This is a genomic window from Campylobacter sp. 2018MI34 (genome assembly GCF_016598975.1).
In the GTDB taxonomy this organism is placed as follows: Bacteria; Campylobacterota; Campylobacteria; order Campylobacterales; family Campylobacteraceae; genus Campylobacter_D.
In genome coordinates this window covers 46,972-65,167 of sequence record NZ_JAENKS010000006.1, presented here as the reverse complement: position 1 = coordinate 65,167, position 18,196 = coordinate 46,972, and the positions used below count along the sequence as shown (strand labels likewise).

Genomic DNA, 18,196 nt, shown 5'->3' with positions numbered 1-18,196 from the left:
AGGCAGTGGTGGAGCTTGGTTTGATAGAGAATTTAATCAAGCAAAAGCTAATGGTTGGAAAGCAAGTAATGAAAGTATAAATTCTTATGTAAATAATATAATGGATAGATTAGATAAGCTAATGAGTGAAACTAGAGTTTGATAGATTAATAATAAATAATTTTAATATAGCAATATAAAAAGATATTCAAAAATTTGGCTTAAAATACTCCTTGCAATAAAAATAAACTTACATTATATTTATAACTATATTTAAAAATATTTAGTGTTTTAATTTGAAGTATTTTAATTTCAAGTTATGCTTTTGCAGATGATTTTTTAAATTTAAAAAACAATTTTTAAATATTTGAATTAAAAATCTACTCTAAAATAATATTGATATTTTATTTTAAACTTTAAAATTTTACATTCAAAAAATATAAAAGCCTCAATAATAACTTAAAAGTATAAATTTAACTTGTATCAATTTTTTTCTTTTAAATAAGAGTTAAAATATCTTTTTTATTTTTAACTATAAAATAAGGAGAAAAAATGACTAAAGATCAAATTGAAATCATAAAAAATTGTATTCCCATTTTGCAAAAAAATGGAGAGGATTTAACTAAAGAATTTTATAAAATTATGTTTAATGACTATCCTGAAGTAAAACCTATGTTTAATATGGAAAAACAAGCCTCTGGAGAGCAACCAAAAGCTTTAGCTATGGCTATTTTGAAAGCTGCACAAAATATAGAAAACCTAGAAAATATAAAAGCTTATGTTGAACATATTGGAAAAACTCACGTAAAATTAAATGTAAAAAAAGAACACTATCCTATAGTAGGAACTTGTCTTTTAAAAGCAATTAAAAATCTTTTAAATGCTGATGAAAAGACATTAAAAGCTTGGGAAATAGCTTATGGTAAAATAGCTGACTTTTATATCAAAATAGAAGAAGAACTTTATAAAAAACAAGCTTGATGATATATCAAGCTAAATTAAAATTTTCTACTATATTTTTAGCTAATTCTTTGATATTTTTTCCTTTTAATTCAGAAATTTCACCCTCTTTAGCTAAAAAAATCCTATCAGCTACATCAAAATATTTATCATCGTGAGTAATTGCAAAAATAGTTTTACCTTGTTCTTTTAAAAAAGGCAAAAGCTTATGGTAAAAGAATTTTCTAAATATAGGATCTTGATCAGCTGCCCATTCATCTAAAATTAAAATATCTCTTTCTTCAAGCAAAGCTATAAGCATTGCTAAGCGCTTTCTTTGTCCAGTAGAAAGTTTTGTAAAGCTTAAATGATTATTTTCAACTTTTGTTTTATCTTTAAGCTCTAAAAATTGAAGCCAAAAATTTATTTTTTCTTCATCTGCAAATTTATCTTTACTTAAAGTTTGAGTAAAAAGATGAAAATCGCTAAAAATTACACTAAGAAGCGATCTGTATTCATAAATATTAGTAGAATCTATTTTTTTATCATCTAAATAAATTACTCCACTAAGAGGTTTAACAAGCCCGCTTAAAAGCATACTAAAAGTTGATTTTCCACTTCCATTTTTACCAATTAAAAAAATCATTTCACCTTTATAAAGGGTTAAATTTATAGGTTTAAGTATAAATTGATTATTATAAGAAAAACTAACATTTTCAAAACGAATTTGACTCCATCTTTCTTTTTTTACGCTCAAATTAAAAGTTTCTTTATAATCTTCTAATTTTAATTTTGCAATTTTATCAAGGGCAATTTTTGCCAAAATTAAAGTAGGAAAAGATCCTATCATTGAAATTAAAGGAGTTCTTAAAAAAAGTATAGACAAAGCTATTGTTACTGCATCTTCAAGATTACTCCATTTAAAATTGATAGCCAAATAAAATTCTACCCCTACTAAAGCAAGCAAAGAAATATTTGTCCAATTGTTAGAAAAATTATTTAAAATATTTCCTATAATGCTATTTCTACGCTTTGCTTTTGCATTTTTTTCAAACTCATTTTCGTAGTAATACTTAGCTCTAAAAATATTAATACTTAATTCTTTGTGCCCATCTAAAATATTTTGATAATTATTTTGCAATGAATCATCATTTTCTCTTGCCTTTCTAAAATATTTATATACATTCATCATTAAAAAATGATTACTTACAAAAACAAAAATAATCCATATAAGACAAAGTAAAAAAATTTTAGGAGAAAGATAAAAAAGATAAAAACAAGTACAAAGTATCAAAATACTAGCTTGTAAAAATTCAGGCAAGCGTAAAATTCCAAAAGAAATACTTCTAACATCAGAACTTAAAGATGCTAAAAGTTTTGCTTTTCCAACTTCCATAATAGAAATTAAAGAGCTATCTAAAATCTGTTTAATTAAACGTCTTTGCATTTTAAAAATAAAATTTTGACCAAAAATACTAAGAGATAATTCGACAAAAAAAGAACTGATAAAAAATATAAATAAAATTGCTAAAAAATAAAAAATAGGAACATTCTCTTTACTTTTTAAGAGGTATTCATTAATAAATACTAAAGTTAAAACACCAATTATGCTAGTTATAAAAGAAAATATTAAAAAAGAAATAAATTTTAATTTATTTTGTTTCAATAGTTCCATAATAAAAGTCATCAAATAACTCCAAAATATAATTATAACATTTAGAATGGCTACTTGTTTAAATATTAAGAAAAATTAATTTAATAATTTAAACCATCATAGAAAAATAATGGACTTAAAAAATGATTATGAAATTTTAAAGCTATTAGTATTGCAATTTTAATCTTATTAGTTGCTTTACTTATAGAGGAAAATAAAAAAATAAAACCTTATAAACTTTTAAATTATAAAGGAATTTGGTATTTAATAGCTGAAGAAAAAGGAAAATTAAAACATTTTAGCATAAGCAAGATTAAAGATTTTTCTAGTACTTCAAAAAACTTTACCCCAAAAGAAGAATTTTTAAATCAAATCTTAAATGATAAAAATATCTGGTTAGATGGAAGTAAAAAAGCAATTTTAAAACTTAATAAAGAAGCAAAAGAGTATTTTTTTAGAAAAAATATCTTCCATAACTTTGAACTCATTGAAAAAAATGAACAAGCTTATATTTTAAAAGTATGTTTTTCTTATGATGATGAACTTTTAAATATTGTAAAACAATGGATTCCTTATATCAAGATAGAAAACCTTTAGAACTTAAAGAAAAATTAAATCAAATTTTAAAAGTTTATTTAGAGTATTAATTTCTTATAAATTCAAACATTTTTTGCTACAATCATAATTTTGATTTTCGAAAGGAGAGTATTTTGGCAAAAGATGATGTTATTGAAATTGATGGGAATGTAATTGAAGCTTTACCTAATGCAAATTTTAAAGTTGAACTTGATAATAAACACGTAATACTTTGTCATATCGCTGGAAAAATGCGTATGCATTATATAAGAATTATGCCAGGTGATAGAGTTAAAGTGGAACTTACTCCTTATAGTCTAGATAAAGGACGCATCACTTTTAGATATAAATAACCTAAGCTATTTAAAAGTTATTTTTGGTTAGAATTATAACTTTGCGAAGCTTTCAGCTATAGAAAGAAGTGTTTTCAAAGTCCCACTTATTTTGAAAACAGTTGGTTTTAAACCTAATATGCTTTCGCAAAGTTAAGTGGAATTTACTTAAGGAGATGATATGAAGGTTAGACCCTCAGTCAAAAAAATATGTGACAAATGTAAAGTAGTTCGCCGTAAAGGTGTTGTCCGCATTATTTGCGAAAATCCAAAACATAAACAAAGACAAGGATAAATATGGCTCGTATTGCAGGTGTAGATTTACCAAAAAAAAAGAGAATTGAGTATGGATTAACTTATATCTATGGCATAGGGCTTTTTAGCTCAAGAAAAATTTTAGATAAAACAGGCATCTCGTACGATAAAAGAGTACATGAGTTAAGCGAAGATGAAGCAGCGGCTATACGTAAAGAGATCCAAGAAAATTATGTAGTTGAAGGGGATCTTAGAAAACAAGTTGCTATGGATATTAAAGCACTAATGGATTTAGGAAGTTTTAGAGGTCTTAGACATAGAAAAGGTTTGCCAGTTCGCGGACAAAAAACAAAAACAAATGCTAGAACGCGTAAAGGTAAAAGAAAAACTGTTGGTGCAAAATCATAAGGATTAAAAATGGCAAAAAGAAAAGTTGTTAAGAAAAAAGTTGTTAAGAAAAATATAGCTAAAGGTATTGTATATATTAGTGCAACCTTTAATAATACTATGGTTACGGTAACAGATGAAATGGGAAATGCTATTGCTTGGAGTAGTGCTGGAGGACTTGGATTTAAAGGTTCTAAAAAATCAACTCCATATGCTGCACAACAAGCAGTTGAAGATGCATTAAATAAAGCAAAAGAACACGGAATTAAAGAAGTAGGCATTAAGGTGCAAGGGCCAGGAAGCGGTAGAGAAACTGCTGTTAAAAGCGTCGGTGCTATGGAAGGAATTAAAGTAACATTCTTTAAAGATATAACCCCATTAGCACATAATGGTTGTAGACCACCTAAACGTCGTCGTGTCTAAAAATAAAAGAATTTAGGAGAAATTATTATGGCAAGATATAGAGGACCAGTAGAAAAGCTAGAAAGACGTTTTGGTGTCAGCTTAGCATTAAAAGGGGAAAGAAGATTAGCAGGAAAAAGTGCTCTTGATAAACGTCCTTATGGGCCAGGACAACACGGAGCTAAAAAAGGTAAAATCAGTGAATATGGACTCCAACTAAGAGAAAAGCAAAAAGCTAAATTTATGTATGGAGTAAGTGAAAAACAATTTAGAAGATTGTTTAGCGAAGCAGCTAGACGTGATGGTAATACAGGGGTTTTACTTATCCAACTTCTAGAACAAAGACTTGATAATGTTGTTTATAGAATGGGTTTTGCAACTACACGTCGCTTTGCAAGACAACTTGTAACACACGGACATATTTTAGTTAATGGTAGAAGAGTAGATATACCAAGTTACCGCGTTGAAGCAGGAACTAAAATTGAAATTATTGAAAAAAGTAAAAATAATCCTCAAATTTCAAGATCATTAGAACTTACTTCTCAAACAGGTATAGTAGCTTGGGTTGATGTTGAAAAAGATAAGAGATTTGGAATTTTTACAAGAAATCCAGAGAGAGAAGAAGTCGTCATTCCTGTAGAGGAAAGATATATTGTCGAGCTTTACTCAAAATAATAAAGGCTGAATATGAGAAATATCACTACATCTGCTTATACGCCAACAGAATTTGCCATAGAAAACATTAGTGATAATATGGCTAAAATAAGTGCTTGGCCTTTTGAAATTGGCTATGGTATTACTCTGGCTCATCCTTTACGTCGCCTACTTTATACAAGTACTATAGGCTATGCTCCAACAGCTATCCATATTGATGGAGTATCTCACGAATTTGATAGTATGCGTGGAATGCTTGAAGATGTTGCACTTTTTATTATCAATCTTAAAAAACTTCGTTTCAAGATTAAAGGTGAGTCTAACAAAGAAATAGTGGAATTTAGTTTTAATGGACCTAAAGAGATCTATGGAAAAGATTTAAACAATGATAAAGTAGAAGTTGTTAATAATGATGCTTATTTAGCAACTATTAACGAAGATGCAGAGCTTAAATTTACTCTTATTATAGAAAAGGGAATAGGCTATGTTCCAAGCGAAGAAATTAAAGAACTCTTAGATGATCCTAAATTTATCGCTTTAGATGCCTTTTTTACACCAGTAAGAGAAGCTACTTATGATATAGAAAAAGTTTTATTTGAAGATAATCCAGATTATGAAAAAATCGTTCTTACAATAAAAACAGATGGACAAATCACTCCTAATGAAGCTTTTCAAAATGCTTTAGAGGCTATGTATAAACAATTATCAGTATTTGATAAAATCACCAATGTAAGAAATGTAATTAAAAGTCAAAATTCAAATAATGAGATAGAAAACACAAAATTATTACAAAATATTACAGAACTTAATTTAAGTGCTAGAAGTTATAATTGCCTTGAAAAAGCTGGGATAATATACATAGGAGAGCTTGCTTTAATGAGTGTTAATGAACTAGCTGGCTTGAAAAATCTTGGTAAAAAATCTTTAGATGAAATTAAAAGCATTATGGAAAATATAGGTTTTCCTGTAGGAACTTCAAATTTAAATGAAAACAAAGAAGCTCTTAAGAAAAAAATTAACGAATTAAAAGCACAAAATGAAGGATAAAAAATGAGACACAAACATGGATATAGAAAACTTGGTAGAACATCATCTCATCGTGCTGCTTTACTTAAGAATTTAACTATAGCTCTTGTAAATAATAATAAAATAGAAACAACTCTACCAAAAGCAAAAGAGCTTAGAGTTTATATAGAAAAATTAATTACACGTGCAAGAGTTGGAGATTTTAATGCTCATAGAGTTGTTTTTGCAAGCTTACAAGATAAATTTGCAACCAATAAATTAGTAACAGAAATTGCACCTAAATTTAAAGATCGCAATGGTGGATATACTAGAATTATTAAAACTAGAATCCGTCGTGGCGATGCAGCTGAGATGGCTTTTATCGAATTCGTTGCTTAAGCTTTAAGCTTAAGCTTTTTTAAACAAATCTTTCTTTTTTAAAATCTCAAATTTAACTTCTTCTAAAAAATAATTTATATTATAAAATTATCAATTCTAAAACAATTAATTTAAAAATATATGATTTATTTAAGTAAGAAAAAAGACCTTATAAAAATAAGGTCTTAAGCAATATTTTGAAAAGATTCAATTACTATATCGTTATATTTTCAAAATACTTTATAGTTTTTTATCTTTTTCTAAATGATTAATATTTAGCAAAATAAATTTATAAGATAAAAATATCACCAAAGGCCAAATCAATAAAAATAACGCATGAAACATAAATTTTCTCCTTAATAAATATGTTCGTTATTTGACATTTCTTCTTTTGTAATCTTAATCTTATCCATTGCATTCCAAGAATATATAATATAAGCTAAAACAAAAGGTATAAGCAAAGATACATAAGACATTACACTTAAAGTATAATAACTTGAACTTGCATTTTCTAAAGTTAAAGAACTTTGCAAATGGCTTATAGATGGATAAAAAGGACTATTTCCAAGCCCTAAGCTCAAAAATAAATTAAAAACAACCAAAACAACACCAATACCTAAAGTAAAAATGGCTTTAGTGCATTTTTTAATAGCTTGAAAAATTCCTGCAAGGACTAATAAAATTCCTAAAATAAAAAATATCAATATTAAAGGATGATTTAAAAAATTCAAAAGATAGATATAAGATTTTATAGAAACAACTTTTTGTTCATCTATAAAAAATCCATCTTTTAAAAAAATCCATATAATAAAAGATATAAAAAATGGTAAAAATAAAAAAGTATTAATATAGATTTTACGCACACAACGCATTTTTATCTCATCATCTTTAATATTGTTCATAAAATAAGCTGCACCAAGTATTCTACTTAAAAAAACCAAAGCAAAACCAAGTAAATAATTTAAAGGGTTAAATAAAAGTTCCAAACCACGTAAAGGATGATCCCAAAAAACAAAATTATATTCACTAAGTCTAAAATAAGAACCGCTAAAAAAACTACTTAATGCTATACCAATTAAAAATACTCCCAAAAATCCATTAATCTTTAAAAACAATTCATAAGTTTTAGCACCATAAAGATTATTATCTTTTTTACGATACTCATAAGAAATAGCTTGGATAATAAAACAAAACAATATACTAAGCCAAGCCCAATAAGCACCCCCAAAGCTGGTGCTATAAAAAAGAGGAAAAGCAGCAAAAGCAGCTCCTCCAAACATAACCAAAGTTGTAAATCCTAACTCCCACTTTCTACCTAAAGAATTTATAAACATAGTTTTTTCAAGCTCATTTTTTGAAAGCTCATCAATTAAAGTTTGACCCCCTTGTATAAAAAACATAAATACTAAAAAACCACCAAGCAAACTAATAATAACCCACCAATAAATTTGCAAATGAGAAAGTTCTAAGCCAAAAAACATTATTTAGCCTCCTTTGTATGATCTTGATGTGTATTAAATCCTTTTTTAATTTGAGTAAGCATTATTTTAATTTCAGCAATCAAAAGTGCTGTAAAAAGAAAAGCAAATAACCAAAATGAAATTTGGACATTTAATTTTCCAAGATGAGTTGCGCCAATACTTACTGGCATAAGATCTTGTATAGCCCAAGGCTGTCTTCCTACTTCTGCTACTATCCACCCTGCCTCTGCTGCTATATATCCAAAAGGTATAGAAAAAACACAAATCCAAAGTATTTTTTTAAACTTCTCAATATCATTAGCCATACTCAAGTAAAGAGTGATGATAAAAAGCAAGAAAAAGAAAGTTCCAAGTCCTACCATAATGTGAAAACTATAAAAAGTTAAAGCAACAGGAGGAATAGCATCTTCAGGTTTTTCTAAATATCCATAACCAAAATCTTTAAAATTTTGTTCAAATAAAACCTGACTTGAATGTTTTAAATCACTCATATTATTTTCTTTTGCAAATTTATAATCTTTTAAAGCTTTAAGTGCGATCTTTCCTCTATCGATACGATTTTGCATAGGTTCTATATTTTTAGCTTCATTGCCATATATTAAATCCTCAATGCCAGGAACAAAACTATTAGGATCACGATTGCCTAAAATAGATAAAGCATAAGGAATGCTAATATTAAACAAAAATACACTTTCATTATTATCAATATTTTTTCTAGGATTTAAAATTCCAAAAGCCACAATGCCGGCTCTATGTTCTCCTTGATAAACTCCTTCCATAGCAGCAAGTTTCATCGGTTGAGTTTGCGTTACACGATAAGCACTTTCATCTCCACTAAAAAATAAAAAAATAGAACATATTAAACCAAAACTAGCTCCTACTACAAGACTTTTTTTAGCTTCTAATATATGTCTTTTTTTAAGTAAAAACCACGCTGAAATTCCCATAACAAAAAGTGCAGAAATTACATAACCACTTCCTATGGTATGTAAAAATTTTGAAATAGCAACCGGAGAAAAAGCCACTTCAAAAAAATTTTCCATCTCATTTCTTGCACTATCAAGATTAAACCTCATGCCTACTGGATATTGCATCCAAGCATTAGCAACTAAAATCCAAAAAGCACTTAAATTACTTCCAATAGCTACACACCAAGTAGAAAAAAGATGAATTTTTTTTGAAACTTTATCCCATCCAAAAAACATAACAGCAAAAAAAGTAGCCTCTAGAAAAAATGCCATTAAACCTTCTATTGCTAAAGGAGCACCAAAAATATCACCTACAAACCAAGAGTAATTAGCCCAGTTTGTTCCAAATTCAAATTCCATAATAATACCAGTTGCTACACCAATGGCAAAATTTATAGCAAACAAGGAAAGCCAGAATTTTGTAATTTTTTTCCAAAGTTCATTTCCTGTTTTAACATAAATACTTTCCATTATTGCAATAATAAAAGAAAGTCCTAAAGTTAAAGGCACAAATAAAAAATGATAAAGTGCCGTTAAAGCAAATTGTGCTCTAGACCAATCAACACTACTTAGCTCACTCATCAATTTTCCTTTAATAAATTTTTAAATACAAAATCACTTTTTTCTTCAAAACTTTTAAAAATAGAATTAAAATTAATATCAAAAAGAAAAATTTTAAAAATAATGAAAATAATAAAAAGTTTAACGAAGATAATTTTCCACAAAGTTTTTCCAAGAGTCAAACTTTTAAATCCATCTTTATAAAAGCAAAAAATCTTGATTAAAATAGAATAGAAATATTTAAAAAACATTTATACCTAATCATTAGTATTAAAAGGACTATTTTAGTATGTTTTGTTTTAAAAAATGATAAAATATTTTAAATTAAAAATAAACTTTATTAAAAGTATTAAACAAAGAATTAAAGCAAATTGAAAATATCCAAGAATAAAGATAATTATAAAATTATAATTATCTTTATTTTCTAATCTAATTTGTAAATTCAAAATTTGAAATTTTTATAAAAAATTATTCTTTTCTTGTTTTAGAATCAACTATAAATAAAGGCTTATTTAACAATTTAAAATCACTAATAAATTTAAGAGTTTTATCACTACTTATCCATTCAATAAATTTTTTCGCTTCTATATAATTGACATTTTTACAATGCTTTGGATTTACAGCTATAATAGAATAAAAATTCTTTAAACTATTATCTCCTTCATTAACTATAACTAAACTTGGATTATTTTTTTCATTTGCTTCATATTTAATATAAGTGCCACGATCTGTTAAAATAACACCTTTTTTTTCTGCAGCTATCATAATAGAAGCTAACATTCCTTGACCACTTTGTTGATACCAAGCTTGTTTCTCAGGAACTTCGCCTGTTAAATTTTTCCAAAGACTTTTTTCTTTATTATCTGTACCTGATTTATCTCCTCTTGAAATAAAAGTTAATTTTTTATCTTTAATAAGCTCTAAACTTTCTTTTAAACTTTTATCTTTAAACAAAGGCGCTAAAGATTTATCAGCAATTAAAATAAAGTCATTATACATTAAAGGCGTTCTATCTACACCAAAACCTTTGGCAACAAATTCTTTTTCTACCTTTGGAGAATGGACAAAAACAACATCTGCATTACAATCTTCACCAAGTTTTAAAGCAGCACCTGTTCCAACAGCAACCCATTTAAGAGTATTTCCACTTTCTTTCTCATAAAGAGGCTTTAAAGCATCAAGTAAACCTGTATTATCTGTGCTTGTTGTTGTTGCCATTTTAAGCTCTATGGCATTAATGCTAAGTATAAATACACATAAAAAAAATAATTTTTTCATTAGAAATTTCCTTTAATAAGTAAATAAATATTTTTATCTTAGCATAATTATGCTAAGATTTCTCAATATTAAAAAGGTTTTATGTGGATTATATTTTAGAAGGTTTAAAACAAAGCATATTTTTACTTTTTAGTGGAGATAAAAGTATTTATTCTGCTATTTATACCACACTTTTAAGTTCTAGTGTTTCTATTATTTTAGCTCTTTTAATTGGATTTCCTTTAGGATTTGCTTTGGGATTTTTTAATTTTAAATTTAAACGTTTTATTAAACTTTTAATCAATACTAGCCTTTCTTTTCCAACCGTTGCTATAGGATTGATAATTTATGCTTTTATTTCTTATAAAGGTCCTTTAGGAAATCTAAATTTACTTTTTACAACAAAAGCTTTAATCTTAGGGCAATTTATTCTAGCTTTACCTATAATCATAGCACTTTTTTCAAATTTAATTGAAAATATGAATCCAAAACATTTTTTACTTATCAAATCTTTTCATTTAAGCTCTACAAAACTTATTTTAACCATTATTTATGAGTTAAGATTTGCTTTAATTAGTGTTATTGCTCTAGCTTATGGACGCATTGTTGCTGAAGTTGGAGTTGCTATGATGGTTGGGGGAAATATAAAATACGACACAAGAACAATTACAACTGCAATTTCTCTTGAAACAAGTAAAGGAGAATTTGCAAGAGGTATTGCACTAGCTTTAGTTCTTATTACTCTTTCATTTTTCTTAAATTTCATTATCCATAAACTAAAAAGAGACTAAAATGATAAATATAAAAGATCTTCAATTTTTTTATAAAGAAAAAATGATTTTAAATATTAACAATCTTAGTCTTGATACAGAAAAAATAAGTATTTTAACTGGTATAAATGGAAGTGGAAAAAGCACACTTTTAAGAATACTTGCTTTTTTAGAAGGAGATTTCTCTAAAAATATTACTTATTTTGGTAAAAACAAACTTTCACTCAAAGAAAAAAGACAAATTTATTTATTGCTTCCTGATCCCATTCTTCTTAATCGTAATGTAAAAGAAAATTTTTATTTTGCATTAAAAACTTATGATATAAAAGAAAATTGGGATGAAAGTATTCAAAAAGCTTTAAAATTATTAGATCTTGATAAAAATTTATTAAAAAAAAATACTCACGAACTCTCTTCTGGACAAATTAGAAAAATATCTTTAGCTATAGCCTTAAGTATAAAAGCTAGATATTATCTTTTAGATGAACCTAGTGCATTTTTAGATAAAAATACTTTATTTTTATTTAAAAAAGCTTTATTGCAATTTCAAGAAGAAAGAAAAAATGGTTTTCTTATAGTAAGTCACGATAAAAATTTTTTAGATGATTTGGCACAAACTAAATTTTATTTACACGATGGGAAAATTTTGGAATTTGAAAATATAAATATTTTTGATTTAGAACAAAATATTATAGAATTTTCAAATCCTCTTTATTTTGAAACAAAAGCACAAAAAATAGCTATTAATCCTTATAAAATAAAACTAGGCAATCATTTAAAATTTCATATTAAAAAAGCAAAAATCATTGCTTTAAGAATAAAAAAAGAATTTATATTTATTAGAGTAAATTCTGGAAATAAAATTTTAGAATTTGCCTTAAAAAATGAAGAGTTTCAAAAACTCTCGCTAAAGCTCTATCAAGATATAGAACTAAGCTTTGATAAAGAAGCTATTTATTATATATAAATAAAAAGACTTTTTTACTCTTTTTAAATAATTTATGTTACAATTTTAATAAAAATAACAAAGGAGAAATTATGTTTGAATTAAGAAAATTACCTTATGATATCAATGATTTTGGAGATTTTTTAAGTAGCGAAACTTTTAATTTTCATCATGGAAAGCATCATCAAACTTATATAAATAATCTTAACAATCTTATTAAGGGAACAGAATTTGAAAATAGCGATTTAATCCATATTATTAAAAATTCAAATGGAGGAATATTTAATAATGCTGCACAAGTTTATAATCACGATTTTTACTTTGATTGCATAAAACCAAAACTTGGTTGTGGATGCGGGGGAAATTGTGAAAGCTTGGATGAAAAATTAAAAGAAGCCTTAGAAAAAGAATTTGATTCATTAGAAAATTTTAAAGCAGAATTTATTAAAGGCGCTACAGGAGTTTTTGGTTCAGGTTGGTTTTGGCTTGTTTATAATACTAAAAATCAAAAATTAGAATTTGCAAGCACTTCAAATGCAGCTACACCAATAACTGAAGATAAAGTTCCTTTACTTGTTGTAGATGTTTGGGAACACGCTTATTATATAGATCATCGCAATGCTCGTCCTGCTTATTTAGAAAAATTCTATGCTCATATTAATTGGAGTTTTGTTTCAAAAGCTTATGAATGGGCTTTAAAAGAAGGTATGAATTCGGTTAGCTTTTATGCAAATGAACTTCATAGCGTAAAATAACTTTTATTTCTTTTCTTGTGTTATAATGAATTTTGACTTAATTGTCAAAATTCTACATAGAAAGGATAAATATGGATAATTCTTTATTAGCATATACCCAAAAATACGAAAAAGAAGGATATGGATTACAATATCCTGATGGACACGTTATAAGATTTTATGAGAGAATCTTAAAATATAAATTAAATAAAACAAGTGGAAAATTACTTGATTTTGGTTGTGGAAATGGAGTGCATTCTAAATATTTCCAAAACATAACTGGGGGGGGGTATTGAGCCTTATGGCATTGATATAGTTCCTAGCTTAAAAAATATCTGGGAAAAAGATCCTTACTTAGATTCTAAAAATTTTCACATTATAACTCCTAACTCTAGTTTTAAAAATCTATTTAATGTAAAAATGGACTTTATATTTGCAAATCAAAGTTTATATTATCTTACTAAACAAGCTTTTAAAGAAACTATACAAGAATTTTATGAATTGTGCAATAAAGGGGCTATTATATTTGCCACAATGATGAGTGATAAAGGCTATAGTATGTATAAAAGAGGAGAGCTTATGGATAATGGATTATGTGAAGTAAAAGAATGTCCAAGTGGTAGATTAAGTGGTTCTTCATATATACGTTTTACTAAAAATATAGAAGAATTAAAAGAAGATTTTAAGCCTTTTAAACCTTTATTTTGGGGAGATTATGAATTGATTAACTTATATAATTTTGAAGGCAGTGTAGAACATTTTATTTATATAGGACAAAAGTAAGTGCTAAAGCACTTACTCTCCTAAACTTGGAGTCATTTCGATAATCTTCCAAGGAAGCCCTTGAGAATTAAGCTCATCCATAAAAGGCTTAGCATCAAATTCTTCCATATTAAATACACCCTTACCTTTCCAAATTCCCTTAGCAACAAGTTTTGTTCCTATCATAGCAGGAACACCTGTAGTATAACTTACAGCTTGGGCACCTGTTTCTTTATAACACTCTTCATGATTGCAAACATTGTAAATATAAACTTGTTTATCTTTGCCATCTTTTATACCGCGAATCACACAACCTATATTAGTATAACCTTTAGTGCGTGGTCCTAAACTTGCAGGATCAGGAAGTAAGGTTTTTAAAAATTCAATTGGCACAATTTCTCTTCCTTGATGCATTACAGGCTTAATACCTAGCATTCCTACATTTTCAAGACATTTCATATGAGTTAAATAGCTTTGCCCAAAAGTCATAAAAAAGCGTATTCTTTTTAAACCTTTAATATTTTTTACTAAACTTTCAAGTTCTTCGTGATAAAGCAAATAACTATCTTTCACACCTACTTCTGGATAGTCCCATTCCATTTTTATTTCCATAGGTTTTGTTTCTATCCACTGACCATTTTCCCAGTAACGCCCCTTAGCAGAAACTTCACGTAAATTAATCTCAGGATTAAAATTAGTTGCAAAAGCATAGCCGTGATCACCTGCATTACAATCTAAAATATCTATATAAGAAATTTCATCAAATAAATTTTGTTGCGCATAAGCACAAAAAACATTAGTTACCCCTGGATCAAAACCACTTCCTAAAAGTCCTAAAATTCCTGCTTGTTTAAATTTATCATTTCTTGCCCATTGTTCTTTGTATTCAAATTTCGCTAAATCAGGATGTTCATAATTTGCTGTATCTATATAATCAACTCCTGCTTTTATACAAGCATCCATTAAACTCAAATCTTGATAAGGTAAAGCTACATTGAGTAAAATTTGTGCTCCTGTTTTCTTGATAAGTTCTACAACTGCATTGCTATCATCAGCATCAATTTGCGCTGTTTCAATTTGAACCCCTAAACGCTCTTTGATAAAAGCAGCGATTTCATCACATTTACTTTTTGTTCTACTAGCTAAAGTGATTTTGCTAAAAGTATCAGAATTCATTGCGCATTTTACAGTAGCCACACGGCTTACCCCGCCTGCACCTATGATTAAAAGATTTGCCATTATATTTATCCTTAAAAATTAAAATTTATCTAAAATTTCATATAAAATCTTAAAAATTTATATATGATTTAAAATAAAAAAATATAATTAATATTATACTAAAATTAATTTTATAAAGTTTTAAGATGTTTAAATCATTTTTTCTTTCTAAAAGATGGGCGCTTTGGGCGTATTCTGGTTTATTTTTATTGCTATTATTTTTATATTTGCAAATAACTTTAAATGTTGCTATTAATGAATGGTATCAAAATTTTTATAATGCATTACAAAAACCAAAAATTCAAAGCTCTAATGAATTATTAATTTTTTCAGATAAAGAAATTCAAAAAGCAAATGAGTTAGCCGAACAAAATTTAGAAAATGCAAACCTAATTAATAAAGCTTCAATTTATTATTATCAATTTCTTTTAAAAAATTTCTTTGGGGTAAAAAATATAGAAATAAAAACAAATTATGATATTAAAGATTTTTATTCTTTAATTATTATATTCTTATGTATTGCCTTGCCTTATGTAATCATAGCAACAATTAATATTTATTTTGCGAGTGTTTATGCTTTTAAATGGCGCGAAGCTATGACTTTTGATTACTTAAAATTTTGGAAACAAAAAGATGATAATATAGAAGGAAGCTCTCAAAGAATTCAAGAAGATATTTACAATTTTTCTAAAATAGTAGAGCAACTTGGTTTAGCTTTTATAAAAGCTTTGATGACACTTATTGCTTTTATACCTATTCTATGGGCTTTAAGTGATCAAATTTCTAAAAGTCTATCTCAAAGTTTATCAAAAGATTCTTTATTTTATTTTTTAGTTAATTTAGATGGATTTTTGGTTTATATAGCACTTTTAATATCTTTGGGCGGACTCATTATCTCTTGGTTTATAGGGATTAAACTTCCAGGACTTGAATATAACAATCAAAAAGCAGAAGCTGCATTTAGAAAAGAATTAGTTTTTGCAGAAGATGATAGAAAACAATATGCCAAAAACGAAACGATGATTGAACTTTTTATAGGATTAAAATTTAATTATCATAGGCTTTTTTTACACTATGGATATTTTAATATATGGCTTATATTATTTAAACAAATATTGGTCATTGTTCCTTTTTTGATTATAGCTCCTAGTCTTTTTAGCGGTGCTATTGGCCTAGGTGTTGTTATGCAAATAAACAATGCTTTTGATCAGGTAAGGACTTCTTTTAGTGTTTTTATAGAAAATTGGACAACAATCACCCAGCTTAGAAGTATTTATAAACGTTTAAATGAATTTGAAAAAAATATTTCTTATAATTGACTCAATTATTTTAAGCTAAAATTTTACTTTTGATAATGTATAATTTCTAAATATTAATTTTAAATTATAAGGAGTTTCATTGGACCCCAGTCAAATTTTAGACTTAAATAAAACCCTATCTCAAACATCTTTTGATACAAGTTATTCTATATTTATGATTTTAATCACGATTATTTTAGTGTTTTTAAATGGTTTCTTCGTTTTATCTGAATTCAGCATTGTTAAAGTAAGAAAATCAAAACTTGAAGAATATGTAAAAGATAAAAAAGCTAATGCTAAACAAGCTTTAGAAATCACTTCAAAACTTGATACTTATTTAAGTGCCTGTCAGCTTGGTATTACTCTAAGTTCATTAGCTCTTGGTTGGATAGGTGAGCCAGCTATAGCTAAAATTTTAGAAATACCACTTTTAAAACTCGGCTTTAACTCAGTATTTATTCATACTATCTCTTTTATTATAGCTTTTAGCATTATTACTCTTTTGCATGTTGTTTTAGGAGAATTAGTTCCAAAAAGTATAGCAATAGTAACAGCAGACAAAGCAGTACTTTGGATAGCCAAACCTCTACATTTATTTTGGTCTTTATTTTTACCTTTTATTAAAATTTTTGATTTTCTGGCAGCTTTAACTTTGAAAATGTTTGGAATTAAACCCACTAAAGAATATGATTTAACCCATTCTGAGGAAGAAATTAAAATTATAGCAAGTGAAAGCCAAAAAGGTGGAATTTTAGATGAATTTGAAACAGAGATAATACGCAATGCAGTTGATTTTTCAGATACGGTTGCCAAAGAAATTATGACTCCACGTAAAGATATGATTTGTTTAAATAAACAAAAAAGCTATGCTGAAAATATTCAAACTATTTGCGAACATAAACACACAAGATTTCCTTATATTGATGGTTCAAAAGATACAATTTTAGGAATAATACACATTAGAGATATCATACAAAATGAACTTATAAATAAAAATGAAAATTCTAAAAATAATAAAAATTTAGAGAATTTTGTAAAACCAATTGTAGTTGTACCTGAAAATATCAGTATTTCAAAAGTTCTTGTTATGATGAATAAAGAAAGATCTCATACTGCTTTAGTAATTGATGAATATGGTGGAACAGCTGGAATTTTAACCATTGAAGATATTATGGAAGAGATTATAGGGGAAATTAAAAGTGAAAATGAAGAAATAGACAATTATAAACAGCTTTCAGAGAATGTTTTTGAATTTCAAGGTCGATGTGATATAGAAAAAGTAGAAGAGCTTTTAGAAATAAAATATGATGAAGATTTAGAACAAGTAACTATTGGGGGATATGTTTTTAATCTTTTAGGACATTTGCCTTTAGTTGGAGAAAAAATTGAAGATGAGCTTTGTTATTATGAAGTTCAAAAAATGAATGGTAATTCCATAGAACAAGTAAAACTCACTAAAAAACACAAAGATGATTAATTCATCTTTGTAGATATTTTTATTTATATACTCTTATTTATAACCTTCCTTAAGCATAAAACATAAGCTAAATTTATTGAATCTTATTCTTTATAACATTAAAAGCTAGAAAGTAGTTTAATAATTAAATTTATTTATTACTCATATTAATTCACTAAAGAGC

General features: G+C 26.8%; 21 protein-coding genes and 1 pseudogene. 16 read left to right on the top strand and 6 right to left on the bottom strand.

What is annotated here, in order from left to right; genetic code table 11:
- The first annotated feature begins 531 nt into the window (after positions 1–531).
- Positions 532–960, top strand: coding sequence for a single-domain globin Cgb (gene cgb, locus JG676_RS03045; protein WP_200169955.1), 429 nt, complete (start codon positions 532–534; stop codon positions 958–960).
- 7 nt (positions 961–967) lie between these two features.
- Here cgb and JG676_RS03040 read toward each other — a convergent pair whose 3' ends face one another.
- On the bottom strand, positions 968–2,605 hold the full coding sequence (locus JG676_RS03040; RefSeq protein WP_200217268.1) for a multidrug ABC transporter permease/ATP-binding protein: 1,638 nt from the start codon (positions 2,603–2,605) through the stop codon (positions 968–970).
- Positions 2,606–2,725: 120 nt separating this feature from the next.
- Here JG676_RS03040 and JG676_RS09135 point away from each other — a divergent pair.
- The 8 genes and pseudogenes from JG676_RS09135 to rplQ form a co-directional block, all read left to right on the top strand.
- Positions 2,726–3,219: pseudogene (locus JG676_RS09135) on the top strand (WYL domain-containing protein); the annotation flags it as partial.
- Positions 3,220–3,282: 63 nt separating this feature from the next.
- On the top strand, positions 3,283–3,501 hold the full coding sequence (infA, locus tag JG676_RS03030; protein WP_027305093.1) for a translation initiation factor IF-1: 219 nt from the start codon (positions 3,283–3,285) through the stop codon (positions 3,499–3,501).
- 160 nt (positions 3,502–3,661) lie between these two features.
- Entirely contained in the window at positions 3,662–3,775 is a 114-nt protein-coding gene (gene rpmJ / locus JG676_RS03025) for a 50S ribosomal protein L36 (protein ID WP_131163938.1), read from the top strand.
- 2 nt (positions 3,776–3,777) lie between these two features.
- Positions 3,778–4,143: a 30S ribosomal protein S13 gene (gene rpsM, locus JG676_RS03020; protein ID WP_200169957.1), complete on the top strand. Its 366-nt coding sequence runs from the start codon at positions 3,778–3,780 to the stop codon at positions 4,141–4,143.
- A 9-nt stretch (positions 4,144–4,152) separates the two neighbouring features.
- The gene (rpsK, locus tag JG676_RS03015; RefSeq protein WP_131163940.1) at positions 4,153–4,545 is read left to right on the top strand and encodes a 30S ribosomal protein S11; all 393 of its coding nucleotides are present in this window, start codon (positions 4,153–4,155) and stop codon (positions 4,543–4,545) included.
- A gap of 27 nt (positions 4,546–4,572) precedes the next feature.
- Positions 4,573–5,199 (top strand): 30S ribosomal protein S4, encoded by a 627-nt coding sequence (gene rpsD / locus JG676_RS03010; RefSeq protein WP_200169958.1) that lies wholly within the window; start codon positions 4,573–4,575, stop codon positions 5,197–5,199.
- Positions 5,200–5,211: 12 nt separating this feature from the next.
- Positions 5,212–6,225, top strand: coding sequence for a DNA-directed RNA polymerase subunit alpha (locus tag JG676_RS03005; protein WP_200169959.1), 1,014 nt, complete (start codon positions 5,212–5,214; stop codon positions 6,223–6,225).
- Between the two features lie 3 nt (positions 6,226–6,228).
- A complete protein-coding gene (gene rplQ / locus JG676_RS03000) occupies positions 6,229–6,582 on the top strand; it encodes a 50S ribosomal protein L17 (RefSeq protein WP_200169960.1) in 354 nt (117 codons plus the stop codon).
- Between the two features lie 335 nt (positions 6,583–6,917).
- Here the strand turns inward: rplQ and cydB are convergent, their stop codons facing one another.
- The 4 genes from cydB to tupA all read right to left on the bottom strand — a co-directional run bounded on the left by cydB (position 6,918) and on the right by tupA (position 10,849).
- Positions 6,918–8,042: a cytochrome d ubiquinol oxidase subunit II gene (gene cydB / locus JG676_RS02995; RefSeq protein WP_200217267.1), complete on the bottom strand. Its 1,125-nt coding sequence runs from the start codon at positions 8,040–8,042 to the stop codon at positions 6,918–6,920.
- On the bottom strand, positions 8,042–9,592 hold the full coding sequence (locus JG676_RS02990; RefSeq protein WP_200217266.1) for a cytochrome ubiquinol oxidase subunit I: 1,551 nt from the start codon (positions 9,590–9,592) through the stop codon (positions 8,042–8,044). Before JG676_RS02990 ends, cydB begins: the two co-directional genes overlap by 1 nt.
- On the bottom strand, positions 9,592–9,822 hold the full coding sequence (locus JG676_RS02985; RefSeq protein WP_200217265.1) for a DUF4492 domain-containing protein: 231 nt from the start codon (positions 9,820–9,822) through the stop codon (positions 9,592–9,594). The genes JG676_RS02990 and JG676_RS02985 overlap by 1 nt, the downstream gene beginning before the upstream one ends.
- 217 nt (positions 9,823–10,039) lie before the next feature.
- Positions 10,040–10,849: a tungstate ABC transporter substrate-binding protein TupA gene (gene tupA, locus JG676_RS02980; protein ID WP_200217264.1), complete on the bottom strand. Its 810-nt coding sequence runs from the start codon at positions 10,847–10,849 to the stop codon at positions 10,040–10,042.
- Positions 10,850–10,932: 83 nt separating this feature from the next.
- Here tupA and tupB point away from each other — a divergent pair, with 83 nt between their 5' ends.
- The 5 genes from tupB to JG676_RS02955 all read left to right on the top strand — a co-directional run bounded on the left by tupB (position 10,933) and on the right by JG676_RS02955 (position 14,061).
- Positions 10,933–11,619: a tungstate ABC transporter permease TupB gene (gene tupB / locus JG676_RS02975; RefSeq protein ID WP_200169965.1), complete on the top strand. Its 687-nt coding sequence runs from the start codon at positions 10,933–10,935 to the stop codon at positions 11,617–11,619.
- A 1-nt stretch (position 11,620) separates the two neighbouring features.
- Positions 11,621–12,565, top strand: coding sequence for a tungstate ABC transporter ATP-binding protein TupC (gene tupC, locus JG676_RS02970; protein ID WP_200169966.1), 945 nt, complete (start codon positions 11,621–11,623; stop codon positions 12,563–12,565).
- 71 nt (positions 12,566–12,636) lie between these two features.
- The gene (gene sodB, locus JG676_RS02965; RefSeq protein WP_200169967.1) at positions 12,637–13,299 is read left to right on the top strand and encodes a superoxide dismutase [Fe]; all 663 of its coding nucleotides are present in this window, start codon (positions 12,637–12,639) and stop codon (positions 13,297–13,299) included.
- A gap of 71 nt (positions 13,300–13,370) precedes the next feature.
- A complete protein-coding gene (locus JG676_RS02960; RefSeq protein ID WP_178890645.1) occupies positions 13,371–13,574 on the top strand; it encodes a hypothetical protein in 204 nt (67 codons plus the stop codon).
- A gap of 124 nt (positions 13,575–13,698) precedes the next feature.
- Complete coding sequence (locus JG676_RS02955) at positions 13,699–14,061, top strand: methyltransferase (RefSeq protein ID WP_200169968.1); 363 nt, start codon at positions 13,699–13,701, stop codon at positions 14,059–14,061.
- A gap of 12 nt (positions 14,062–14,073) precedes the next feature.
- Here the strand turns inward: JG676_RS02955 and JG676_RS02950 are convergent, their stop codons facing one another.
- Positions 14,074–15,279, bottom strand: coding sequence for a saccharopine dehydrogenase family protein (locus JG676_RS02950; RefSeq protein ID WP_200217263.1), 1,206 nt, complete (start codon positions 15,277–15,279; stop codon positions 14,074–14,076).
- A gap of 125 nt (positions 15,280–15,404) precedes the next feature.
- Here JG676_RS02950 and JG676_RS02945 point away from each other — a divergent pair, with 125 nt between their 5' ends.
- Complete coding sequence (locus JG676_RS02945; protein ID WP_200169970.1) at positions 15,405–16,577, top strand: putative transporter; 1,173 nt, start codon at positions 15,405–15,407, stop codon at positions 16,575–16,577.
- A 79-nt stretch (positions 16,578–16,656) separates the two neighbouring features.
- Positions 16,657–18,033, top strand: coding sequence for a hemolysin family protein (locus tag JG676_RS02940; RefSeq protein ID WP_200217262.1), 1,377 nt, complete (start codon positions 16,657–16,659; stop codon positions 18,031–18,033).
- The last annotated feature ends 163 nt before the right edge of the window (positions 18,034–18,196 follow it).

What these genes read in the sequence shown, in the direction of transcription:
- cgb (WP_200169955.1), top strand. Translation starts at nt 532, where the DNA reads ATGACTAAAGATCAAATTGAAATCATAAAAAATTGTATTCCCATTTTG.
- JG676_RS03040 (WP_200217268.1), bottom strand. Translation starts at nt 2,605, where the DNA reads ATGACTTTTATTATGGAACTATTGAAACAAAATAAATTAAAATTTATT.
- rpmJ (WP_131163938.1), top strand. Translation starts at nt 3,662, where the DNA reads ATGAAGGTTAGACCCTCAGTCAAAAAAATATGTGACAAATGTAAAGTA.
- rpsM (WP_200169957.1), top strand. Translation starts at nt 3,778, where the DNA reads ATGGCTCGTATTGCAGGTGTAGATTTACCAAAAAAAAAGAGAATTGAG.
- rpsK (WP_131163940.1), top strand. Translation starts at nt 4,153, where the DNA reads ATGGCAAAAAGAAAAGTTGTTAAGAAAAAAGTTGTTAAGAAAAATATA.
- rpsD (WP_200169958.1), top strand. Translation starts at nt 4,573, where the DNA reads ATGGCAAGATATAGAGGACCAGTAGAAAAGCTAGAAAGACGTTTTGGT.
- JG676_RS03005 (WP_200169959.1), top strand. Translation starts at nt 5,212, where the DNA reads ATGAGAAATATCACTACATCTGCTTATACGCCAACAGAATTTGCCATA.
- rplQ (WP_200169960.1), top strand. Translation starts at nt 6,229, where the DNA reads ATGAGACACAAACATGGATATAGAAAACTTGGTAGAACATCATCTCAT.
- cydB (WP_200217267.1), bottom strand. Translation starts at nt 8,042, where the DNA reads ATGTTTTTTGGCTTAGAACTTTCTCATTTGCAAATTTATTGGTGGGTT.
- JG676_RS02990 (WP_200217266.1), bottom strand. Translation starts at nt 9,592, where the DNA reads ATGAGTGAGCTAAGTAGTGTTGATTGGTCTAGAGCACAATTTGCTTTA.
- JG676_RS02985 (WP_200217265.1), bottom strand. Translation starts at nt 9,822, where the DNA reads ATGTTTTTTAAATATTTCTATTCTATTTTAATCAAGATTTTTTGCTTT.
- tupA (WP_200217264.1), bottom strand. Translation starts at nt 10,849, where the DNA reads ATGAAAAAATTATTTTTTTTATGTGTATTTATACTTAGCATTAATGCC.
- tupC (WP_200169966.1), top strand. Translation starts at nt 11,621, where the DNA reads ATGATAAATATAAAAGATCTTCAATTTTTTTATAAAGAAAAAATGATT.
- sodB (WP_200169967.1), top strand. Translation starts at nt 12,637, where the DNA reads ATGTTTGAATTAAGAAAATTACCTTATGATATCAATGATTTTGGAGAT.
- JG676_RS02960 (WP_178890645.1), top strand. Translation starts at nt 13,371, where the DNA reads ATGGATAATTCTTTATTAGCATATACCCAAAAATACGAAAAAGAAGGA.
- JG676_RS02955 (WP_200169968.1), top strand. Translation starts at nt 13,699, where the DNA reads ATGGACTTTATATTTGCAAATCAAAGTTTATATTATCTTACTAAACAA.
- JG676_RS02950 (WP_200217263.1), bottom strand. Translation starts at nt 15,279, where the DNA reads ATGGCAAATCTTTTAATCATAGGTGCAGGCGGGGTAAGCCGTGTGGCT.
- JG676_RS02945 (WP_200169970.1), top strand. Translation starts at nt 15,405, where the DNA reads ATGTTTAAATCATTTTTTCTTTCTAAAAGATGGGCGCTTTGGGCGTAT.